Source organism: Acinetobacter sp. TG2027 (assembly GCF_000302435.1).
Taxonomy (GTDB): domain Bacteria; phylum Pseudomonadota; class Gammaproteobacteria; order Pseudomonadales; family Moraxellaceae; genus Acinetobacter; species Acinetobacter pittii.
In genome coordinates, this window is sequence record NZ_AMJN01000054.1 from 235335 (window position 1) to 257748 (window position 22414).

Annotated in this window: 25 protein-coding genes and 1 tRNA gene; 13 read left to right on the forward strand and 13 right to left on the reverse strand. The window is 34.9% G+C overall.

What is annotated here, in order from left to right:
- Window positions 1-1080: a DNA/RNA non-specific endonuclease gene (locus tag B806_RS0117380; protein WP_017386440.1), complete on the reverse strand. Its 1080-nt coding sequence runs from the start codon at window positions 1078-1080 to the stop codon at window positions 1-3.
- Between the two features lie 255 nt (window positions 1081-1335).
- Here B806_RS0117380 and B806_RS0117385 point away from each other — a divergent pair, with 255 nt between their 5' ends.
- On the forward strand, window positions 1336-1779 hold the full coding sequence (locus tag B806_RS0117385) for a hypothetical protein (protein ID WP_017403276.1): 444 nt from the start codon (window positions 1336-1338) through the stop codon (window positions 1777-1779).
- Window positions 1780-1836: 57 nt separating this feature from the next.
- Here B806_RS0117385 and B806_RS0117390 read toward each other — a convergent pair whose 3' ends face one another.
- Window positions 1837-3714 (reverse strand): potassium transporter Kup, encoded by a 1878-nt coding sequence (locus B806_RS0117390; RefSeq protein ID WP_002117080.1) that lies wholly within the window; start codon window positions 3712-3714, stop codon window positions 1837-1839.
- Between the two features lie 118 nt (window positions 3715-3832).
- On the opposite strand from B806_RS0117390, the gene B806_RS0117395 reads away from it, so the two are divergent.
- The 5 genes from B806_RS0117395 (at window position 3833) to B806_RS0117415 (ending at window position 8095) form a co-directional block, all read left to right on the forward strand.
- A tRNA-Ser gene (locus tag B806_RS0117395) sits at window positions 3833-3922 on the forward strand.
- A gap of 197 nt (window positions 3923-4119) precedes the next feature.
- Window positions 4120-5376, forward strand: coding sequence for an integrase arm-type DNA-binding domain-containing protein (locus tag B806_RS0117400; protein ID WP_017403277.1), 1257 nt, complete (start codon window positions 4120-4122; stop codon window positions 5374-5376).
- A gap of 50 nt (window positions 5377-5426) precedes the next feature.
- Window positions 5427-6134 (forward strand): hypothetical protein, encoded by a 708-nt coding sequence (locus B806_RS0117405; RefSeq protein WP_017403278.1) that lies wholly within the window; start codon window positions 5427-5429, stop codon window positions 6132-6134.
- Between the two features lie 99 nt (window positions 6135-6233).
- Entirely contained in the window at window positions 6234-6515 is a 282-nt protein-coding gene (locus B806_RS0117410) for an AlpA family phage regulatory protein (RefSeq protein ID WP_017403279.1), read from the forward strand.
- 5 nt (window positions 6516-6520) lie between these two features.
- Window positions 6521-8095 carry a YfjI family protein gene (locus tag B806_RS0117415; protein WP_017403280.1) on the forward strand — a complete coding sequence of 525 codons (1575 nt, stop codon included), beginning with the start codon at window positions 6521-6523 and terminating at the stop codon, window positions 8093-8095.
- Between the two features lie 77 nt (window positions 8096-8172).
- On the opposite strand, the gene B806_RS0117420 is transcribed toward B806_RS0117415, so the two are convergent.
- Window positions 8173-8382, reverse strand: coding sequence for a hypothetical protein (locus tag B806_RS0117420; RefSeq protein WP_017403281.1), 210 nt, complete (start codon window positions 8380-8382; stop codon window positions 8173-8175).
- Window positions 8383-8542: 160 nt separating this feature from the next.
- Here B806_RS0117420 and B806_RS0117425 point away from each other — a divergent pair, with 160 nt between their 5' ends.
- Window positions 8543-8791: a hypothetical protein gene (locus tag B806_RS0117425; protein ID WP_017403282.1), complete on the forward strand. Its 249-nt coding sequence runs from the start codon at window positions 8543-8545 to the stop codon at window positions 8789-8791.
- Between the two features lie 95 nt (window positions 8792-8886).
- On the opposite strand, the gene B806_RS0117430 is transcribed toward B806_RS0117425, so the two are convergent.
- On the reverse strand, window positions 8887-9285 hold the full coding sequence (locus tag B806_RS0117430; RefSeq protein ID WP_017403283.1) for a surface-adhesin E family protein: 399 nt from the start codon (window positions 9283-9285) through the stop codon (window positions 8887-8889).
- 8 nt (window positions 9286-9293) lie between these two features.
- Window positions 9294-9641: a hypothetical protein gene (locus B806_RS0117435; RefSeq protein ID WP_017403284.1), complete on the reverse strand. Its 348-nt coding sequence runs from the start codon at window positions 9639-9641 to the stop codon at window positions 9294-9296.
- A gap of 91 nt (window positions 9642-9732) precedes the next feature.
- Between B806_RS0117435 and B806_RS0117440 the strand changes: the two genes are divergently transcribed.
- Window positions 9733-9945 carry a helix-turn-helix transcriptional regulator gene (locus B806_RS0117440; RefSeq protein WP_017403285.1) on the forward strand — a complete coding sequence of 71 codons (213 nt, stop codon included), beginning with the start codon at window positions 9733-9735 and terminating at the stop codon, window positions 9943-9945.
- 30 nt (window positions 9946-9975) lie between these two features.
- Here the strand turns inward: B806_RS0117440 and B806_RS0117445 are convergent, their stop codons facing one another.
- Window positions 9976-10995, reverse strand: coding sequence for a hypothetical protein (locus B806_RS0117445; protein WP_017403286.1), 1020 nt, complete (start codon window positions 10993-10995; stop codon window positions 9976-9978).
- A gap of 1913 nt (window positions 10996-12908) precedes the next feature.
- Between B806_RS0117445 and B806_RS0117450 the strand changes: the two genes are divergently transcribed.
- Window positions 12909-14369, forward strand: coding sequence for an Eco57I restriction-modification methylase domain-containing protein (locus tag B806_RS0117450; protein ID WP_017403287.1), 1461 nt, complete (start codon window positions 12909-12911; stop codon window positions 14367-14369).
- Window positions 14370-14439: 70 nt separating this feature from the next.
- On the opposite strand, the gene B806_RS0117455 is transcribed toward B806_RS0117450, so the two are convergent.
- Window positions 14440-15333, reverse strand: a complete 894-nt coding sequence (locus tag B806_RS0117455) for an MAE_28990/MAE_18760 family HEPN-like nuclease (protein WP_017403288.1) — start codon at window positions 15331-15333, stop codon at window positions 14440-14442.
- Window positions 15330-16514 (reverse strand): DUF262 domain-containing protein, encoded by a 1185-nt coding sequence (locus tag B806_RS19025; RefSeq protein WP_017403289.1) that lies wholly within the window; start codon window positions 16512-16514, stop codon window positions 15330-15332. The genes B806_RS0117455 and B806_RS19025 overlap by 4 nt, the downstream gene beginning before the upstream one ends.
- A gap of 350 nt (window positions 16515-16864) precedes the next feature.
- Between B806_RS19025 and B806_RS0117465 the strand changes: the two genes are divergently transcribed.
- A complete protein-coding gene (locus B806_RS0117465) occupies window positions 16865-17677 on the forward strand; it encodes an AraC family transcriptional regulator (RefSeq protein ID WP_017403290.1) in 813 nt (270 codons plus the stop codon).
- A gap of 88 nt (window positions 17678-17765) precedes the next feature.
- Window positions 17766-18428 (forward strand): isoprenoid biosynthesis glyoxalase ElbB, encoded by a 663-nt coding sequence (gene elbB / locus B806_RS0117470; protein ID WP_017386442.1) that lies wholly within the window; start codon window positions 17766-17768, stop codon window positions 18426-18428.
- A 60-nt stretch (window positions 18429-18488) separates the two neighbouring features.
- On the opposite strand, the gene B806_RS0117475 is transcribed toward elbB, so the two are convergent.
- Together B806_RS0117475 and B806_RS0117480 are read right to left on the reverse strand one after the other, a co-directional pair.
- Window positions 18489-18830 (reverse strand): DHCW motif cupin fold protein, encoded by a 342-nt coding sequence (locus tag B806_RS0117475; RefSeq protein ID WP_005804488.1) that lies wholly within the window; start codon window positions 18828-18830, stop codon window positions 18489-18491.
- A gap of 127 nt (window positions 18831-18957) precedes the next feature.
- Window positions 18958-19515, reverse strand: coding sequence for an NAD(P)H-dependent oxidoreductase (locus B806_RS0117480; RefSeq protein ID WP_017403291.1), 558 nt, complete (start codon window positions 19513-19515; stop codon window positions 18958-18960).
- Between the two features lie 116 nt (window positions 19516-19631).
- Here B806_RS0117480 and B806_RS0117485 point away from each other — a divergent pair, with 116 nt between their 5' ends.
- Both B806_RS0117485 and B806_RS0117490 read left to right on the forward strand, forming a co-directional pair.
- Window positions 19632-19967 carry a helix-turn-helix domain-containing protein gene (locus B806_RS0117485; protein WP_017403292.1) on the forward strand — a complete coding sequence of 112 codons (336 nt, stop codon included), beginning with the start codon at window positions 19632-19634 and terminating at the stop codon, window positions 19965-19967.
- Between the two features lie 27 nt (window positions 19968-19994).
- Window positions 19995-20213 (forward strand): DUF6500 family protein, encoded by a 219-nt coding sequence (locus B806_RS0117490; RefSeq protein ID WP_017403293.1) that lies wholly within the window; start codon window positions 19995-19997, stop codon window positions 20211-20213.
- Window positions 20214-20300: 87 nt separating this feature from the next.
- Here the strand turns inward: B806_RS0117490 and B806_RS0117495 are convergent, their stop codons facing one another.
- From B806_RS0117495 to B806_RS19905, 3 genes are all read right to left on the reverse strand, one after another.
- Complete coding sequence (locus B806_RS0117495; protein ID WP_017403294.1) at window positions 20301-21212, reverse strand: STM4504/CBY_0614 family protein; 912 nt, start codon at window positions 21210-21212, stop codon at window positions 20301-20303.
- Between the two features lie 210 nt (window positions 21213-21422).
- On the reverse strand, window positions 21423-21974 hold the full coding sequence (locus B806_RS0117500; RefSeq protein WP_017403295.1) for a TetR/AcrR family transcriptional regulator: 552 nt from the start codon (window positions 21972-21974) through the stop codon (window positions 21423-21425).
- Window positions 21975-22165: 191 nt separating this feature from the next.
- On the reverse strand, window positions 22166-22414 hold a 249-nt coding region (locus B806_RS19905; protein ID WP_212749314.1), incomplete at its 5' end, for a hypothetical protein.

Genomic DNA, 22414 nt, shown 5'->3' on the forward strand with positions numbered 1-22414 from the left:
TTATTTCATGATTTGCAAGAAATAGTTCACCAAGGCTTCTACCAGTTGTTTCACAATCGCCTTTCTCGTTTCTTCGTCAATTGTTGGAACTTTTGCTTCCATTGGCTCCGAAGAACCAGTTTTTTGCTTTTTAAATTGGTCTTGTAGCGCTTGAATTTGGTCAGCGTTTAAGTCTTGCTCACACTGACTTTCGCCATCCCAGTGTAAATAGTCTAGCTTTTGATTTGGCTTAACTTGGCTCGCTGTTAAAGGTAGACGATAGACATTACGCTTTTGTTGCTCGGTTAACTGCGGGAACAGGTTAACGCCTAAGCGCTCCTCAATGTAGCAAACACTCACAACCTTCACTTGTAGAGAATTATTGTTTGGTGCGTAATAAGCGCCGATCGCGCCAGTTTTTGGCATATACACCGCTTTATAAACTGCGGTTGGAACAATGACACCCTGCCCAATCGTCTTAAGACGCTTGCCTTCAAAAACAGGACCTGTCACTACATAAACATCTTGTTTTTGTTTAGTGGCAATAGCACGGGTCGCTTCTTCGAGCTTACGCCAGACTTCTTGGTTATTTTTAGGCGCTTGAGGCACCATGTTACTGAGCGAGAAACTATCAGATTGGGATTCTTTATTTGGCATATCACCATTTGGTGCCATATGCCCACGGTCATAGCCTGAACCGCGATAGTCACTTAACAGTGCCCGATGTTTTTGATCAACGCGGGTTTCTTCATGGAAGTTATCTTCACGCTTAATTTTGACACTTAAACGTTCTGCATTTAAATGCTCTGCCGACCATAACGGCGTTTTAGAAATACCTGAATACAAAACGTTAAAGCCATTAAAGCACAGTGGATAACTGTCTTTTTTTAGGCTGTCTTTATTTAAAGCAGGCGGAACTTCACGATAGAACTGATTGAGACAAGTCGAGTTAGTTGTTAAAGGTGAAAACCACTGCGAAATCTTTTCACTACCAAAAGCAATCGCAAAACTTCCCGCAGCAATACAAGCAAGAATAATCTTGCCAAAATGCTGACTTATAGAGAATGAGTTTGTACCTTTACTACGTTTTTTACTTGCCATGTTTCTATCAATACCACTGTCCACACGCAGCTTAACAATCCTGCTTTTTTAAGTATATCTCTTATCTTTCAAATGGTTAAAACATGGTCATCTTTTTTGTAACTCCATTACCCATTACGTAACAATCTGTTGGAATTATGAGAGCCTTTGGCTATTGAATTGCGCCAATTGCGTATCTTTCGTTGAAAAACACTGATTGCTTATGACATGGTTAGCTCCACAAATTTGGATAAAAATATAATCGGAGTCCACTTAATGATCCATTCAAAGATTATTGGTATTGGCGTAATCACGGGATTATGTAGTATGGCCGCTTTGGCTGAGCCAGCAGTCCAGCCAGGAGATACTTTAGAAAGTTTGTCTAAAGTAAAAGTAACCACAACCGTAAATGGCCAACCAGGCTCTATTAGCGATTTAGTCAATAGCGGACAAGTACAGCAAGTTTCTGCTGCACCAACAAATGCAGCGCCTACAGGTGCTCCTATTCCTGCGGACGTTCCACCAGCGCCTCCAGCAGGCGGTGAAATTGCGCCACCAGCAGCACCAACTGATGCAGTACCACCTGCACCGAACCAAGCGCCTCCAGCGCTACAAGATCCGAACACTCCACCGCCTCCGGCAGATCCGAGTCAGTCGGCAGACCCGATGGTAAAAGACGGTGCTTTACCAGCAGATGCACCTATGCAACAAGCTCAATAATCAGAGCCATAAAAAAAACCAAGACTTATGTCTTGGTTTTTTTTATTACATCAATTTTTATATTTCGATTTGACTACCTAACTCAACCACACGGTTGGTTGGAATCTGGTAGAAGTCACTCACCGGACTGGTATTACGCTGCATAGAGATAAACAGTTTTTCTCTCCATGGAGACATACCATCGCCCACCGAATGAACAATACGGTCGCGCGAAATAAAGAAGCTGATGTGCATTAAGTCATATTCAAGACCGAGCTGCTCATAGGCTTGCATCAGTGCTTTTGGTACATTCATTTCATCTTTAAAACCGTAGAAGATTTTAATACGGAAGAAATGTTCAGCTAAAGTTTCTGTCGTAATACGCTCTTCTGGCGCAACAAATGGTACATCTTCAATCACTACAGTGACCAAGATATTACGCTGATGCAGTACCTTGTTGTGCTTGATGTTATGCAGCATGGCATGTGGCACAACGTTCGGAGTACCTGTCATAAAGACTGCATCACCCGGCACCCAGTGCACACTATTACCAATACTTTTCACAAACAAATCTAGAGCCAAAGTGTCATGTTCAAGCTTAGCAAATGTAAGCTCACGACCACGTTTCCATGTCATTAAAATGGTCACGGCAATCGCACCAATGAGTAACGGCACCCAACCACCCGACAAGATTTTAAGTGAAGTGGCACCGACCAATACCGACTCTAAAACAAAGAACGGAATAATCAGGAGCAGCACTTTTGGCAAGCTCCACTTCCAAGCCGAGTAGATAAACACCGCAACCAAAATCGTGTCACAGAGCATCGTTAAAGTTACAGCTAAGCCATATGCACTTGCAAGGTTCGAACTGCTTTTGAAGATCAAGATTAGGATAATAATTGCGATTAAAAGTAACCAGTTTAAGAAAGGAATATAAATCTGGCCTTCTTCAGACTCAGACGTATGTTTAATACTTAAACGTGGTAAATAACCCAATTGAATCGCTTGGCGTGCAAGAGAAAACACCCCAGAAATTACAGCTTGAGAGGCAATTACCGTTGCCATGGTCGCCATAATAATCATTGGGTAAAGTGCCCATTGCGGAACCAATAAATAGAACGGATTTTCAATTGCCGCTGGGTCTCTGAGCAATAATGCACCCTGTCCTGCGTAGTTTAAAACCAAACATGGCAACACGACAAAGAACCAAGCCATACGAATCGGCACAGGTCCAAAATGCCCCATATCAGCATAAAGTGCTTCACCACCAGTCACTGTTAACACTACAGCACCCATCACAAAGAATGTCATGATTGGATGGTGATAGATAAACTGAATAGCCCAGTGCGGACTGAACATGCCTAACACCACAGGAGTCTGAATGACGCTGTGAAGACCTAATAGTCCTAAAGATAAGAACCATACCATCGTGATTGGGCCAAAAAACTTACCGACAAAGGCCGTACCGTGTTTTTGTACCAAAAACAAAGAGATGATAATGGTAATTGCAATTGGCATGATGAACGGGTCAAACACATCGGTGGCAATAGACAGGCCTTCGACAGCCGACAATACCGAAATGGCTGGGGTAATAATACCGTCACCAAAAAACAGCGAGGCACCGATAAAACCAATGGCAATCATGTAGATTTTTTTGTTGTCGGCAATTTTGGCTTTACGTAAGTTCAATGCGAGTAAGGCCATGATCCCGCCTTCGCCGTTGTTGTCTGCACGCATGACAATCGCGACATACTTGATGCTGATGATCAGCATTAAGCACCAAAAAATAATAGATAAAATTCCTAATACGTTTTCAGGCTGAATTCCCAACCCATGCGCTGCATGGAAGGACTCTTTCAAGGCATAGAGCGGACTTGTTCCGATGTCTCCAAAGACCACTCCAAGAGCTGCCAAAGCCGTGGCAGGCAAGGTCGCTTTTTTGGCCGTATTTTGCATTGTGTAATTAAACCAATATGATTTTTAGCGCAATCTTATCACCTCTATTATTTTTTTTCTGTAATGCTCGTCTTAAATCTTGGCAGGACTCGTTTTTTTAGTTACTATCGCACGCCTTGGTGAGGTGTCCGAGTGGCTGAAGGAGCACGCCTGGAAAGTGTGTATACGTTTGCGCGTATCGAGGGTTCGAATCCCTCTCTCACCGCCAGATTTGTTATATACGGTATTATGCCGTAGTGTTAAATTATTAATTTAAAATAAATTTTATATCTTTCACCCTACAGTACACTACAGGGTTCTACGGTAGCATACCGATATCTTTGTCGGTACAATTGTCGGTATATTCATTATTTTTCTCCAATCCGCATGTATCTATGTGGATTATTAAAATTTGTACCGACAGATATGGCAAAACAATCTAATAAGTTAACAGCTAAAACCGTTAAAAATCTAAAATATGACTCTAATCCACAAGGTAAAAATAAGCATTCTGATGGTGGAGGATTATATTTATTAACGCACAAGAATGGTTCAAAATATTGGCGTCTAGACTATCGTCGTCCTATTAGTAGGAAACCAAATACTTTTGCAATTGGGGTATACCCAGAAATTTCACTTGAGCAAGCAAGACTTAAACGAGATGAAATTAAAAAACTTCTTTCGAATGGAGTTGATCCTGCTCAAGAAAGAAATAATCAACGTAACGAACTAAAAGCCAATTTAGAAAATACATTTAAAAAATATTCAGAAGAATGGCTGAAGATCAGAGAACTAGAGGGTAAAGTCGATAGTGAAACTATTCGAAAATTAAACAAAGATATATTGCCCTTTATTGGTGATATGCCTGTTACCAGTTTTACAGTAGAACAGTTAGAAAAAGATGTAACAGAACAAATTGTCAAACGGGGTGCCCTTGAGTCAGCAAGAAGAGTTAAATCAATCATAGGAATGATTCTAAAACTTGCACTCAAGAAGCGTATCATTTCTTATAACCCTGCGTATGATATTACCCTCCCGAAGCCTATTAAAGGCAATCACAATGCTATTGTTAGTGAAAGGGAGCTAAAAGAATTACTTATCAAAATCTGGCAATATAGAGCTGAAAACCCTCGAGCACGAAAAAGGACTGAACTTGCACTCAAACTATCAGCTTACATTTATCAACGACCAAATGAAGTACGAGGTTTATTGTGGGAATCAGTAGATTTTGAAAATCATTGTTTGAGTTTTAAGGCTAGTAAAACATATCAAGATCATATTGTTCCCCTATCACGTCAATCATTTGACATTCTAAAAGAACTAGAACAATTAAAAACAACTTCCAAATTTGTTTTCCCTAGTACGAAAACAAATTTGGAATGTATGAGTGAAGATACCATTCGCCAAGCCTTAATTCGTTTAGGATATAAAGGAAAACACACAGCTCATGGCTTTCGTGCTACTGCAAGAACCTTATTAGGTGAAGAAATAGAATATCGAATAGATATTATTGAACATCAACTCGCCCATACCGTAAAAGATCCAAATGGGACAGCATATAATCGTACTAAATTTCTACGACGTAGAAAGCAACTTATGCAACTATGGTCTGATTATTTAGATACTTTACGTCAAGGAGGAGATGTTTCAATTTTTAAACCCAATGGAAGTGAATTAAACTAATTCCTATTTATGTCTTTCTTTATAACATAGAGTTGATAGAGGTTTTTATATTGATATCTATTACAGAAATTATAAGTAAGGACAGCAATTATGTATCCGTCAAACAAGCATTTGATATAATTAAAAAAATAACAAATGAAAATAGTGACGCTCTCATTGCTGAACTTTTAATTATCAAAGACGTTAATTATCATTGCCTTAGCTTTGATAGATTTACTTATTTCAATGAAAAACCAGTCAGGCTTCATCGAGAATACGGTCAACACTCTTCATTAGATAAGCTACTATTTAAAATTGCAGAATCTACGATAAACACTAACTCGGATATACCAGAACTAAATAATTATGCTTGGGATAAAGCAGAGTTTATGTTCTTCTTAGACGATATTTTTGATCACATGGATACTACTACAGATTTAATAGGTAATAGAGATATGCAGAATAATGAACTTCTAGCAGAAATAGAGAATTTAAAAAAAATAATTAAAAAGAAAGACAAAGAAATTTTAGCCTTAAAAAAACAATTGTCTTTAGATCCAGAAGCTGAATCAATCGATATATTGCATACTCGAACAACTAATGCTGTAGCTAAACTAATTTTAGTTTTAACTCATATGGCAAAAATTGACATATCTAAACCATATTCTCCTTATGAAGCACTAAAAATACATTCAGAGCAGTTAGATATAGATAACTTTCCATCAAAAGATACAGTTGGTCCATGGCTGGAAAAAGCTTCTAATTTTTCCAAATTATAAGCAAAATTCTAACTAGAATAAGCCTCAATTCTAGTTAGAAATATTAAACTAAAAATATTAGACACTTCCTCAAACAACTTATCACTACGAGGAAGAACCATGTTAAATCAAGAATCAGACTTATCTAAATACATTCGAATAAGTGAATTGGCGAGTACAGCAGAACGTAAGGCTAGAATATATATAGATAAAACAGGAAAGACGAGAAAAATAAAAGGGCGACCACAGAAAAAAGGAATACTCCCAATGGGAGAATCTACTATTTGGAATAAAGTGCGCTCAGGTGACTTTCCTCAACCAATTCGTTTATCTACAAGGCTGACTGTATGGCGAATAGAAGACATTGAGGAATGGATTAAATCAAAAGAACTTGGGGTTTAATCATTATGAATGATTTTTCTTTATCTCAAATCTATCAAGACGTCATAAGTTCAATTAATTGGAGAGAACCGCAGAATTTCGGTACTGAACTTTTGCCTGTTCAAAAAATAGAAAGGAAGATGCTACCTGAAGAATTAGCAGAATATGTTTTCGGGGAAGCAAGAAGAGCAGACAATATGCCTCCAGACTTGATAGCTATCTGCTTAATTACAGCCCTAGGATCTTTAATAGGGTCCCGAGTTGGTATTAAACCGAAAAAATTAGATGACTGGGGTGTTGTACCAAATCTGTGGGGTGCAATTGTAGCTCCTCCAAGCAGTAAAAAATCTCCCGCTATGAATGCTGGTACTCGTCCTTTAGATATGTTAATTGACAAGGCAAAAGCTATTTATGCACAAAAGAGTAAAGAGTTTGAAGTAACTAATATAGTGTATCAATCTCAAGAGAAAAAATTAAAGGAAATGTTAAGAAAGGCTGAAACTGCAGAAGAGCTCGGAAAAATTGCATGCAATTTAATGGAATTACAAAATGAAAGTTTTACGCCTCCAACATTAAAAAGGTATATGACTAACGACTCAACACCTGAAGCTTTAGCTGAAATCCAAAAAGACAACCCTGCAGGTATTTTGAACAAACGGGATGAATTAATTGGTCTACTCTCCTCACTTGATCAAAATGATACTGATACGGGCAGATCATATTATCTTGAGGGTTGGAATGGAACAGGTTCTTATACTTTTGATAGAGTTATGCGGGGGAATGGGTATATAAAAAATCATTGTTTATCAATTCTTGGCGGCATCCAACCTGACAAGCTGATTACCTACTTAGAAAAGTCAATTACTGGGCTTGGCAATGATGGACTTTTACAAAGATTTCAATTGTTAGTCTACCCTGATATTAATGATTGGAAATATATAGATGAAAAGCCAAATAAAGAAATGCGCCAAATTGTTTATAATCTTTTCGAAAAAATAGATACTTTAGAATTCCAGAATTTTATCGAAATGGGAGCACATTCTACAGATAAAAACGAATTTAGACCTTATTTTAACTTTTGTGAAGATGCACAAGAACTTTTTATTCAATGGACAACTAACTTACATACTAAAAAAATTCCTTCTGAGGAATATCCAGTTATTCAAGAACATTTATCGAAATATAGCAAGTTAATGCCAAGCTTGGCTCTTATTTTCCATATTGTCGACTGCATTCTGCATGGCTACAGTGGGAGTGTAAGTAAAGCTGCAACAGAATTGGCCATCCTGTGGTGTAATTATCTTGAAGCACATGCAAAACGTGTCTATGGATTAGTTACTCATTCATCAATACTTCGAGCAAATATACTTCTACAGAAAATTAAAAAATTTCCACTAAATCATAACTGGTATTTAGAAGGATTCACTGCAAGGTTAGTTGCACAAAAAAAGTGGAAGAATTTAACAACAGTTGAATTTGTAAATGATGCTCTTGAAGTATTAGTCGAAAATCATTGGTTAGAATTTAAAGAATCGGAACCATCAGATCAAGGTGGACGTCCATCGAAACGTTTTTTTATTAACCCTAAGATTCGGAAATAACACCCTAAGTTTCACCTACAAAACCTACAAAACTAAGTTTTGTAGGTTTTGTAGAATTGGTTCTAGACTATGAAAGACTATTTAAAACCCGCCTTTTTAAACATCTTTTGTAAATCCTTTTCAAATTGCTTCTTTACTTTCGTTACAACGTCCTTTTGAATTCTTCCAAATCTTTGTTGCTTACCACATTTTGCACATGTAATAAGATCTGTAGCTCTCAGCTTAGCTGGTGCATTGAACTTATTGCTTCCGCATGAACAAGTCATATTAATTTCTTGTGATGACATAAAAATAATCTCCAAATTCTTCTTTTCATCTTTACCTTATATTTTTTCTACAGAAATAAAATATATAAAAATCATTAGTGCGACATCTCATGTCGTTCATTTATTGCTCAGCTCAAGTTTTAATATATGATGAAAAAACAATCTATATTGGAGATTTAATATGTCAAAAAACTCTAAGCAAACTTCGAAATCTGTTGGATCATTGGCCTCTAAAGTTCTAAAAGATTCATCATCTTCTTCAATTCAAAAAGAACTTGCAGGCTCTGCTCTATCTCAATCCCATTCATCAAAACAAACTAGTAGTGAGATGGAAACAAAAGCCTCTCAAGTACTGCAAAGTAATAAATATAATGACACCACTAAAACTTTAGCAGCATCTGTGCTCTCTCAATCAAATAAGGAGAGATAATTCAAACTTCGGTTACAACTTTATAAGGAATTTTTTTAGAGAACGGACTCTCTTACTTAAGTGACACTTCCTAATAATGAAATTTAATAAGTAATCTAAGCTTTTAAACAAACTGATTTAAAAACAATTTCGCTGAATGACTCTGGAACAATATCTTCAAACTTCAATTTTTCGTGGGTAAAATTATACTTAAGGGTTCTATTAGCATTATAAATATAGAGTTTTTTTAATGCTCTTTTTCCATCCTCACAATTAAAGTATTCTAAAGAAAGCATATAGTCATTTTTACGCGTATTTTCAGTATCTATGCGAAAGATTACTTTTTGCCATACTTGCTTTAAATTTGTATCACCATTAACAATTTTGATTGATTCTTCATCATAATAAAGTGAATGATCATCTTTAATAGAAACAGCTGTCCAGTTTGCTCCATGTGAAAGCGGTACCGATAGAGCGAATAAGACACTGCAGTGAATTAAAAACTTATTATTCATATAGATTCTCATTTCTTACATACAGCTTCATAGACGCTATAGATTGTTGAACCTTTCGATGCTTCCGAAATATGTTTTTTACCCCATTCATTTTCAACTCTCGCCAATTGACCATTTTTATAGGCTCTTATTGACTTGAATTGATATTCATTAGAATTACAGTAAATATATAGCTTAGCTTTCATATACAGGTTGTCCCCAACTGACGTATGAATTGTAAGTGCAAAACTATTTGTCGCTTTAAAATGCTCTAATGTATCAACATCAACTTTAGAATTATCACTACCTAACCAATTTTCAGCAAAAATTGAAGTACTTGCACAACATATCAATATAGACATTATTTTTCTTAACATTAGCTATCCTCATTTTAATTAAATGAGGATTATAGTCCGTGGACTCTTAATCCGCAAACTTTAATAGTTCTATTCTTTTAGGATATGAACTATGAATGATTTACCTAGTCGAATTGGACTTTTAATTAGGAAATCTAGAATAGAAAAGAAGATTACACAGGAGAAATTAGCTTTACTTTGTAATATTGACAGAAGCTACTTAGGTCGTATAGAGCGTGGGGAAGTTAACATAACAGTGGTAAAATTGTATGAAATTGCTGCTGTATTGAAGGTTCAACCAAGAGAACTTTTACCAGATATATGATGACCAGTTTCCATCTGGTCGTTATATTTTTTAAGAAATTTCATCAACTTTGATCTCATTGTTATATATAAATTTTTCGATAAAGCTTCCTGCTTCCTCTTCATCAAGTGTTTTTGAAATTTCACGTGGTAACTCCTCTCCACACATCGAATAAACATAGCGCCTTAAATCATACTCTTCAAAGCTTTCTGCATAGGTCTGGTATCTCAGAATAATCTTAAGATCGAGTTTCGGTAGTTGAGCACTATCCCAAGTTTTCTTTGCCCGACTAAAATAAAACTTCTTTCCGAAAGTATATAAACGTCCAGCTTGTTGGCGTGTACCGCGAAACACTGCATAAACATTCATATAATGCTGCCATAGCTTTAAATCATGTGGAGCACTGCTATTCGGCTGCGAAATCATACGACTGATAATCTGGGTTAATTCCTTGCGTTTCTGTTCAATACATACCTGTGTGAACCGCCAAGTCCAAGAAAAGCTTTTAGTCGGTTGGCGATAAAATTTATCTTGTTGAGACGCATACTTTTTATGGGTTAAACGCACTAGCTCCGCCTGACCTTTGCCAAAAGATAAATCCAAATATGGCTTATTCAGTACACACCGGAAATTCTCTGCATCATCGAAGTACTTTTTGAGAAAAAATAAATCTTGATGTTCTTGGTCTTTGTTCCATGTTGTATTTTCCAGCTCATTAATTTTGTCCTTCACGAGCTGTTGCCTACTAATTTCCTTAACTCGATCATGGGCATTTTTTGCATGATCGTGACTATATGGAGTTGTGATCAATAGAACAAATAACCAACTATCCTGATTTAAACTTTTTTGAATTATGAGATCGGCGATCGGGGTACTTTGACTCATGCGGTAGCTACGTTGTCGGCTCGTTAATTTAAGCTCATAACGTTGATCTAGTTTTTTGATCAATCGAGGAATGTGATTAGAGTCTTTCGCTTCAATAGTAAACATTGAATAGTAATATGCTCCACGAGCGACTTTATCCTGAATTTTTTGAGCGGTATATTTAGTATGTGGGGAATAATCAATCATTTTTTATCACTCAACTATACAGTTTATATGTCAATCAACAATGCACTTTTCTTCATTGTTCTCATCAGTAATTCAATGTGTAAATCAACTAAAGTAACAGTGCATTTTTGGCTCTTTTTAGATTTGAGCGCAGCTCAAACACAAAGATTGTGTAGTCATCTCTAAGATCAATTCACCCTATTTTGTAAGGTGACAATAAAGTAGTTCCTAATACGACGAGTTACTTAATCAGTTCATCTTATATATTTTTATTTATTATATCAATATTATTGATATAATAAATAATCTTTGTTAATATGAATACATATCAATCGAATTGTGGACCAACCATCCATCCTGACTTTTCTTTTTAAAGTTGTTTTGGATGGCTGACCCTCATTCAAAAACTTTGATGCATATTGCCCTGGATATTGAGACTAACCATCTCTGTATTCGCTGATGTAGCGGACTGCTGGAGAAATCTCGCTCGGTACGCTGCAACGGGGGCTAGAGGATTGCAATATCCTCTTTCTATCCGATCACTTCTAAAAGTTCCGAAAACTCCGAAGTGGTTGGGCGACAAGGACACGGGAGCTTATAAGCGATTTTTATCGTGAAATGGCCATTTGGTGAGGAATTGCCAAATTAGATTAATAAAGTGATTTGTTGATCGAAACCCTGTTCAAGATGAGACAGTCAGGAGCAGTACAGGATGTACGATAATCTCCGTTAATAGCTGAGTGTGTATACTTGATCGAACAAGTCTTTAGGCTTGGAAAAGTGTGCTCATTTCCAATCACGATGGCTGCTGAGAGTACCGTGAGGTACTAGGACTTTGAGGCTAACGCTGGATAAGTCGGCACCATTTAGCTCAAGCTAAATGGGTCGCTGGATAGCTTAAACGTGTAACGGCATTAATCGATAGATGCTGATTGGAGTGTAAGAGTTTTACCCTTGTGAAAGTTATGTATACATCATATCCCGATATTTTTAAGGAACTACGGTCGGGGGAAACTGGAAGTATGTATGTAAGCGAGAGGATAAACGGTCTGCACGATAAGACATTTTGGACTAACTTGGGAAGCACTGTTTTCAAGACTTAAATTGGTTAAAAGTCAGTGGTATGAATACAGTGTGGGAGCGATGGTGAGTAGCGCATATAACATAAACTTACTTCTCTGGAATTGAAGTGAAGTGAGAATGTGGAAAATGTAACTCCCGACTAAAATATCTATGTTATGTAATAGTCCTCTGTATTATTTAGTCTCTTAAGAGATCAGTAATACTTAAAGATTTTACTTAAATGATGATCTTAACTAATCATTGTTTTTTAGTCGGTGGAGTGAAGTGAGAGAGCTAACTTAAAGTGAATCCTCAAACAGCCTGATTTAAGTCGGGTTAAACATTGCGAAAGCTGGAGTCGGCACATACGAAGGTATGTTCGGCAATATGTAAAGAGAAAGGTTAATGGAATACTGGTCGTATTTCTGTGTCGGGAATTGGTCTTCCTGACTAAACCAAGATTGGTACAGTATAAGTATTCTGAAGTTTGGTCACTGATGAAATCTTTACTTATATGAGTTTGCTCAGTACTTAACTTGGGCTAATGCTACACTAGCATGAAAACCAATGTGGCTTGTTGTTCCGTATTAGACAAGTATAAAACTGCTATCCAATGGCAGAAATATGAAATGGAATATGGCTTAAGTCAGCATGAATAAAATTGAACAGCCAAATCAGGCGTAAAAATTTACTCAACAAAGAGTGTTAACAAATGAAATAGGCTCTACTTCTCAGAAGTGGGCCTTAACTATCCTCTATATTAAAGCGTAAAAATTTACTTTCATAAAGTAAAAGAATACCTTCCAGCGTAGACCTTATGTTCAATAACTTTCTCACCTATAATAGCTTGTAGAGCTCTATCAGATTGAAATATGGAACATATTGACTTAAACCAAGATCAATTCTTAAAACAAAGATCGCTTGCGGAGCGAAAAGAACTTGGACAATACTTTACTGGATTACAAATAGCCAAATTTATGGCTAGATTATCTCGTATTAAGCTGTCTACAAAAGCGATTACAATTTTAGATGCCGGTGCTGGTGCTGGTATTTTGGGGATTTGTGCTGCCTATCATGCTGTTAAAATGGGCCATGACCAAATTCTTCTCGTCTGTTACGAAATAGACTCAGCAATTCTTCCTCTACTTAAACAACATCTCGAAGAAACAAAAAAAAACTTAGAAGCAATTAATATTAAATTTAATTATGAAATAAGAGTATTAGATTTTGTACTAGTACCTCCCATTGAATCCTTTGATCTTTGTTGCATCAATCCTCCTTATTTTAAATATTCTTCGAATTCATCTTATGTCAAATCAACTAATGATTTATTCAAAGGTGATCCAAATATCTATGCTCTCTTTGTAGCAAGGGCATTAGATCGATTAAAACCTAATGGAGAAGTCATTTTTATTACACCTAGAAGCTTCACCAATGGATTATATTTTAAAAATTTTAGAAAATATCTTATCCAAAACAGCTCAATAGATAATATACATATTTTTAAGTCAAGAAGAGATGCCTTTAAAAATACAGAAGCACTTCAAGAAAATGTAATTTTCAAATTAACTAAATTGGGTACTCAAAAAAATATTACTATTACCAGTTCTTACGGTGTAGATGACCTTGGCTTACCCGAAATAAATATATATCCATCCGACTTAATAATTGATCAAAATACATCAGAACTATTTATTAGAATCCCTGAAAACAAAAATGATGCTGATATTTTAAAACTAGTAGAAAGATGGCCAAATACATTTAAAGATTTAGATTATTTTATTTCTACAGGTCCAGTAGTTGAATATAGAGCTGGAGAATTCATTAAGGATATAGATAATATTGAATCTATTCCTCTAATTAATGCACATCACATCAAAAATCTAGAAGTTAAATGGACCGGCACCCACCCTAAAGATCGTAAATTTAATTTAATTAATGGTTTCTCAAAATGGGTAGTTAAAAATAATTATTATGTTGTTATGCGCAGAATCAGCTCAAAAGACCAAAAAAAACGGATTACGACAGCCGTTTATATACCTTCAAATACTAAACAAAATTATGTTGCTTTTGAAAATCATGTTAATTTTATTGGATGTAAATCTAGAAAAATAAATAAAGAGGAAGCTTATGGTTTAGTACTAATACTTAGATCAGACATATACGACACCTATTTTCGTAATATTTCTGGAAATACCCAGGTCAATGCAACAGAGATTAAAACTTTAAAACTACCATCCTTAGATCTTATAAAAAAAATTGGAAGACTATGGTTAGATAGAAAAATAGAAGAAGATAATATTGATGAAATTTTAAGAGAATATCCAATATAGATATTAGTTAAAAATAAATTAAAATATACTTAACTACCAAAACATGATAGTTAAGTATAAAATCAATTTATTAAGTATTCCCCTCAATTATACTTAAATCCTCCAGCTTTGAATTGTACTCTACTAAAATACTTTCAATTGTTTGTCTTAAAACCTGATTCACCTCTACATGATAGGCTTCTTTATTCGCTTTATTTTCTTCAAGATAATATTTTTCAGTAGCATATTCTAAAATATCATCGCTAAATTGTTGCATCATTACCAATGTTATCTGCTTAAGATACTTTAAAGTTTCAAAACTCAAAACAGCATGTTCACTATTTTCTCTACCATGTGCATTATGATTACGGCATTTTAATAGTGTCTGATCAATTACTTGAGCTATTAGTGACTTGTCCTCTTCACCAACCAAACAACTCCTAAACGGAGGGGTTAACTCTTCCAAATAATAATCATGTATTTTTATACCTAAGTTTTCGAGAATAGATGAAAAAACATTTTTATTAAGATTACTTTCCGTATTAATTAAGCTATTATTTTTATATTTATCAGCATCATCATAATAAGTTTTTATAAAATATTTTCCATTTACCACCTCATCATATTCAGAAAAATAACCCAATACTGAAGATAATTTAACTGTTTTTCCTCCATCTTTAGGATGCGCATTTGCCAGTTTTTTCATACTTTTTCTTAAAGCTAAAATCTTAAAATTAATACTTAAATCAGCCATATTACATTTTTGGTCTGAAATATATTGCAAATATATTAAAGAACATTTCTTAATATAACCTTCCCAATGACTGTAAAGAAGCAATGTTAAGGATTTATTTAAAGCTGTATGGATTCTATCTTCACCATCAGTCAGAGAGCTTTCTGCTGTAATATGAAGTCTATTGATCTCGCTTCTTCTCCAGCTCAACTCTTCTGACAAAAGTGTTTCTAGTTTTACTAAATCAATCATTTAAAGATTCTTCTAGAAAATTCTGTTAAGTTAACAAAACGGTCGAGTGCCTTTTTTCCATGTTTAGTATGCACAATAAATTCCTCATTAGCATACACTTCTAAGATTTTATCCCTAATATTGGTAGGATTATATTTATCAATATTCTCAACTAGACCGACTAAAATCACTTCAAAAGCACTGTTACTGAAAGAACCTCTAAAGTTTTTCTTAAAAGATAAACCCTTCAATGAAGTATCAAGTAGATCAATTGCTCGGCTAAGCTCACTTATTTCTTGATCAATATCAAAACTATTATCTTCTATCAACTTAATTATTTCCTCATCAAAGAAATCTCTAATTTCTGTATAAGATAATGAATAGTCTTCTATTTTAAACTTATTTCTTTTAGCCACTAAATAACGGACTAATAGTTCCATTGGATAGTCTTCTTTTATTTTATTTGAAGAAATTCCTAAAATCCTTGTAAATTCCTTACTTACAGCAAAAGCTGCTAATTTCTTATAAACATTTTCATCTCTCATAATAATTAGACAATTTCTAATTTCTTGTGGTGAAAGATGAGTTCCCCCTGTATTTAATCTCTGGAAAAGCTCAAATTTAGTATGCTCATTTCTTACTGCTGAAATTGAAATAACAGAAATATATGTTTTATTAATAAGTCTCTGAACCACTACACCCAGATCATCCCAATTCTTACCATTGAGTTCAGTAATCTTTTTTAAATTCTGCAGATTAAAACTTTGATATGTATCAGAAGATGTTTCTTCTGTTTTATTAATGTCCTCTTGTTGCTCTGTTTCAATTTGTTCTTCTTCAGATTGCTCTTCTTCGTCCTCTTCCTCTAAAGCTTTTTTGTTAATTGAAAATGGCAAATTTTTCGTAAATTCCAAAATAGTGGATAATCTTTGCACACCGTCTATAACTATTTCACATCCATTTTTATCAATGGCTACAAAAACTGGAGGTAAAGGAATTCCTAATAGAATTGACTCTATAAGACGAGACTTCTGCCCTATTGACCATCTAAACATCCGTTGAAAATTTGGATCTAAAATTAGCTCCTTTTCTTTATATCTTGTAATTATCTCTGAAACGCTTAAACGTCCGTTATCTGTTTTAATCTCATCTCTCGAATCATGAATAGCTTTAAGTAAAGCTTCTTGATCTGCAGTTTGCATGTTGTATATCCCAATTTAGAGTAAACTACTCTTTGAATTTATGTAATTTATTATCTTATATTAAGTATAAGAAGTTAATTCAAATTCACTTGCTTAAGTATTTTTGTATCAAAATATATGTCGGTATAAATGTCGGTATAAAAAACTTAAAACCAAATAATGTTATTTAAAATCAAATATATATGGAATAAATATGACAACCTCTCTCACCGCCAGAATTCGAATTTAAAGAAGCTTAAACTTAATCGGTTTAAGCTTTTTTATTGGCTCAAACATTAGAAATAGCCAAAAAAATATTGATAATTTTACATCCATCACAACATCTAAATTTTATTAAGCATTTAAATTCAATGCAGAATCTTATTTCTTTAGCTAAAAAAAGCCTGCTCGAGCATAGCAACTTAAACCTGCCTTTTGCGGTCTATTCAGCGTACCAAGAGCAAAAAATCACAAACGTTCCCATTTCTAAACCCTTACTGATTATTGTGTTAAGTGGTTACAAAGAACTTGGAAAAACTGAAAATATTAAGTGTGATGCTGGTTCTTTTATTTTTTTAGCCAACAGCTCCAGCATTGATATGCGTAATATTCCAGATCAAGAAGAATATTTCGCTCTTCTTATCGAGTTTGATTTTGAAGATTTTAATGATCTACCTCAAAATGCTGGCATTTCTCAAAACTATATTCAAGGCCAACTTAATTCTCTTTTAGAAAGTGCCCTGCATCAGTTTATAGTTTTCTCTTTAGTTGCCCCTCCTTCTGCATTTAAATTTAGAAAAAGAGAGCTTTTAGAACTTATTTATTATTCGGGCTATACCGACATCGCTAAACTCAACATGAATAAAAGCTTGAGTGAAAGAGTTCAGACTTTCATATCCGATCATTTGTCTACAGAACTCACTGCTGAATTTATCGCTGCTCAACTTTTTATGAGTTCATCGACACTACGAAGAAAACTGAAAAGCGAAGGAAATAGCATTCAGGGCATTCGTAATAGAGTAAGGCTGGGACACGGATTACACTTACTTCAAACCACCAATAGCAGCATTGGGAATATTGCTTTTGAATGTGGCTATCAATCTCAATCTCGATTTACTGAACAGTTTAAAAATTTATTTGGTATTACTCCACGTAAGCTACGTAAAACCAAAATGCTCACTTAGGGCGAATTTATGGCAAATCTGCGTATAAAAAATTTTTAGAAGAAAACTTAAGATCTTTTAGACATTTAAAAAGGTTTTAAGAAAGCAAATGAAAAAAGTAGCAGTGATTTTATCGGGTTGTGGTTATTTAGATGGTTCTGAAATTAGAGAATCTGTTTTAACTCTGTTAGCTTTAGACACAGCCAACATTGAATATCAAATTTTTGCACCCGATGAACCTTTGTTTCATGTCATTGACCATGTAAGTGGTGAAATAAATATGACTGAGCGTAGAAATATTTTACAAGAAGCAGCAAGAATTGCCCGAGGTGAAATTTCCTCACTCGATCAACTTAATGAAAATGAATTTGATGGCCTTCTTCTTCCGGGTGGTTTTGGCGTCGCAAAAAATTTATCAACGTTTGCCTTTAAAGGCGCGGAGGCACGAGTACATGGTACAGTGGCTGCAATTTTAAAAGCGTTTCATCAGAGCAAGAAACCGATTGGAGCAATCTGTATTTCGCCTGCAATCTTGGCGCTTACGTTTGGCGACTTACACCCAACTATTACGTTAGGGTCTGACCTTAACATTGCTAAGGAAATTGAAAAAACGGGTTCAATTCACCATGTCTGTCAAACTAAAGAATGCATCGTAGATAAAGAAAACTTATTTGCTACTACCCCTGCTTATATGGATGATCAAGCTCATTTAAATGATATCTATGCAGGTATTACAAGCTTGGTTGATGCCATGACAGCTTTAGCAAATTAAAGTGCTTGATGAGGGATAGAGATTGCTATCCCTTTATTTAATTGCTTTCTTTGTATAAATCTAATCAACGATAAGTAACTTCGCACCATTCAGGCTAAAAGACTGATGGGGCTCGGAGTTATCGCCTACTTGATAACTCATACCTGAAGTTAAAGTAAATGTTCGACCGTCTTTCAATCTACTTTCTAGCTCGCCTTCTAGGCAAAATAATATATGTCCTTTTTCACACCAATGATCAGCCAAGTAGTTTGCTGAGTATTCCACAAGCCTTATTCTAATTTTATTTGTTTCTTCACCAAAAAATTGAGTTTTCCAATAAGCTTTTCCAGTTTCACCACTATATTCAGTGACTTCAATTTCTTCCCAGTTTGTAATTTGAAATGGAAAAGGCGCGATATTCATAATTTTTCCAAAGACGTATTATTGTATTTTCAACTTATAGACAAAATTGTTTTTTGCAAACTGTTTATTAATAAATCATATAGATACCAGCAGGTCCAAACCTCACATTCAGGCCTCCTCTTAAAACTTACTCAGACAACGCTAATAACTTCTGAACATACTGTACCGCATTATCCGCTATGTCTTGGTGTGTCGGAACATCGTCATCTTCTGATGGGTTTGTGTCTATACCATAAAATGCATGAAGTGGTTGATAATCCGCGCCAACATATAAAGCCGTTAGCTTAAATGGAGTAAAAATCTGCTCTAAAGAAAGCTTGTATTCACCATACTCTGAATAGACCTTTTCTTTCACACCCGCAGACACAGCCAACATAAATTTCTTATTTTTAAGCTTGTCGCCTGTTGAACCGTACGCCCAGCCATACGTCAAAACTTCATCAAGCCATTGTTTCAAAAGCGGTGGGCAATTAAACCAATACACTGGAAATTGAAATACTAAATTTTCGTGTTCTTCTACCAGTGCTTGCTCTTTGACAACATCAATTACGCCATCTGGGTAGGCCTGATAAATTTGGTGAACCGTAAATTGGTCTGGGTGTTTTTCTAGTTCCTCTACCCATCTTTTATTTACAACTGACTGGTCTATGTGAGGGTGAGTAACAATGACTAATGTCTTTTTCATTATGAAAGCACTCTTATCGAAAAGTTGATAAATCGATTATAGAAGTGTGCTTTCCTAAATATAAGTACGGTAATTTATGTTATATACTATACTAAAAGATAGTGTAGATTTTAAAAATGACTGAATGCGTTCCATCACATACGCCATTAGAAGAGACAGGTTTCGGCTACACCCTTTCTTTAATTAATGGCAAATATAAAATGATTATTATGTATTGGCTTTATGAAAAAAATGTCATGCGTTTTAATGAGATGCAACGCTGCATTGGCAATATTTCATTTAGAACACTCAGCAATACACTTAAAGAGTTAGAAAGAGACGAGCTTATTATTCGTAAGGAATATCCTCAAATTCCGCCTAAAGTTGAGTACCGTCTTTCAAAAAGAGGACAGTCTTTAATTCCTTTGTTAGATATGATGTGCCAATGGGGCGAGCAGAATAAGTCGTCTTAATTTTATAGACTGAAAGTGATACTAAATATGAGAAAGGAATTAAGAGAAATTTTTATTAAGGGATGCGATGAAAAAATAGAAAAGAAGGGAGACAATGTTGGCCTTTCTTTTTACGCTTTTTTTAAAAATAAGAATGATAACCCTGAGTTACTGATGGAAGCAGCGCATTGGTGGATTATGGAGCATAAGTTAGATCACTTCGAGAAAGCTGTGAAAATTAAGAAGCTGGTTTTGAGTGAGCGCTAGAAATTAAAGTTATCTAAATGATAGAAAAGCTGTATTTACTACGGCTAAATTTTTTATTATATCCATCAAAATAAACATCTCCTTAACTTATATACTTTCTTCGCATTTAATTAAAAATAATAGATTAGTAGCAGTTAAATGTAGCGCATAACTTGTTAAATATTCAGGAACTTCTTTTATTTCATGTCCTTGTCCATGACCACCTTCTTTGTTCCGTATTGTAGGTACACCACTTTCTAATAAAATATTCAATGAAGAAAATTGATTCTGAAGATATATAGGGACTAAACCATTATTCAAACAACTATTAATTAATTTTTTGGCGGTATCATTTTGATTAAATGGCCAAGAATGCTTTTTATGGATAGATTTCATTAAGCTTTCAAATGCTTTAAGACATTCATTTAAGCATTCTTTATATCGCTGATGCCGATAATGTTCATGTGCAGATAAAAATTCGGCAAATGCTCCTTGGTAATCTCGATCTTTTCCGAGAAGTTGAAGAACAGGCTTTACAACCTCCGAATGTAAAAATTGTGAATCAACTCTAATCAGCTCATCTTGCTCAAATTGATATCCAACACCAGCCTCTTTAAACCTTATATTTAGTTCCTCAATTGCCTTATCAGGTGTTTGTTTAGAGGAAAAAAACTTATGTGCATTTTCTCTCACATACTTGTTAATTACTTTAAAAAATATTTCAATAACATCTAAACAATACTCATGTTTCTTTTCATTCAATAAAAAGTTAAATATAACCTTATGATCACTTTCATAGTGTTCACCTAAAGAAAATCGTCCATATTCTTTACATAAAGTTTTATGTATAAACTCATATACTTGGTGTGCAGAGGGAGAACTCTCGTTACCTAATACATCTCTTATAATATGAATAATTTGAATCTTGAGGGTTTTAGGAATATCTTCATATTGATAAACATCTGGAATTTCCCCCCGTAATTTTTTTTGTCTTTTTGAAAATAGATCAAATATACTCAATTTATGGACCTCTAATTTGATAATTTATTAAATGAGAAAGATGTCTTCTTTATAAAAATTTATTACAGTTAATATCAAGTATTTTATAAAAAAATTCAAACATATATTTTTTCTATTAACTTAAGACAAATAAATTATAAATTTCTAAAGTTTATTAGAAAAGGGAATTATAAACTACCAAAAGCCCAACTCCCATCGGGCCTTCCCCTATCAAACCCGCTTTAAAAAATACTCAAGTAATGTGTCTCTGTCTTTTGCCTGATCTGTACCTAAAAGTCCAAAAATCGCGCCATCAATCATAAATACAAAAATATCAGACTCTTCATATGTGGCTCTTTTTTTAGATTCTCTCAGCACCCAGAAAATTTCATTTTTAAGCCATCGCCTATATCTGAGTGCAGTTTGATAGGCATTTGGATAAAGCTTTTTAATTTCAAAAATCGCTTTAAACAAAAGGTAGTACGCACCTTTTAAGTCGGCATGTAAAAGGTAAATTTGCCTGAGTTGATGAACCAAATCTGGATATTGGCGAGCTTCGCTTATCGCCCTCACTTTTTCTTTTAACTGCTCTTTTTGAACCAATAAACACATTTCAATCAGCCTTTCTTTGGAGTGAAAGTAGTTGTAAAAGGTGGCTTTAGTCATTTTGGCCTCACTAACAATTCGGTCCACCCCGACCTTGTTAAAGCCATGTTGTTTAAATAACTCTGCTGCTGTGTATAGCGCTCGCGTTGCTCGGAAGGAAGCCTCTAAATTTTTCATGTATACCGCTTAAAATAATTTTTGTTGTAAATAAAAGAGATAGAAATGCCATCACTCTTAAATTGAGCGCTAAATACAGGCATGCAAAAGCCGCACAAAAATGGTGTGCTCGCCTATCTCAGGTTTTATTGTTGCTATGTTTTTTAGTCGTAATGACCTATGGCTTAAAACCTAGAGTCGGTTAAACCGTTTTAAAGACCAGTTGGATGTAGACCTAAAGATTTTGGCAAAGGTTGCCAATGAGAGAGATGAAATAGTACGCATGTGCGGACTCCTTGTGTGTAAAGGAGTTCTACCCAATCACTGTCAAATGATGGTGGTAGAACGAGAGAAGGTTGACAGACTGACACACAAGAATCAGCACGCACAAGGCGTCCCTCCCTCGCCCTGAACTGCACCCCATAAGTTAGACTTTTAAAACTTATGAGGTGTGCTCTATG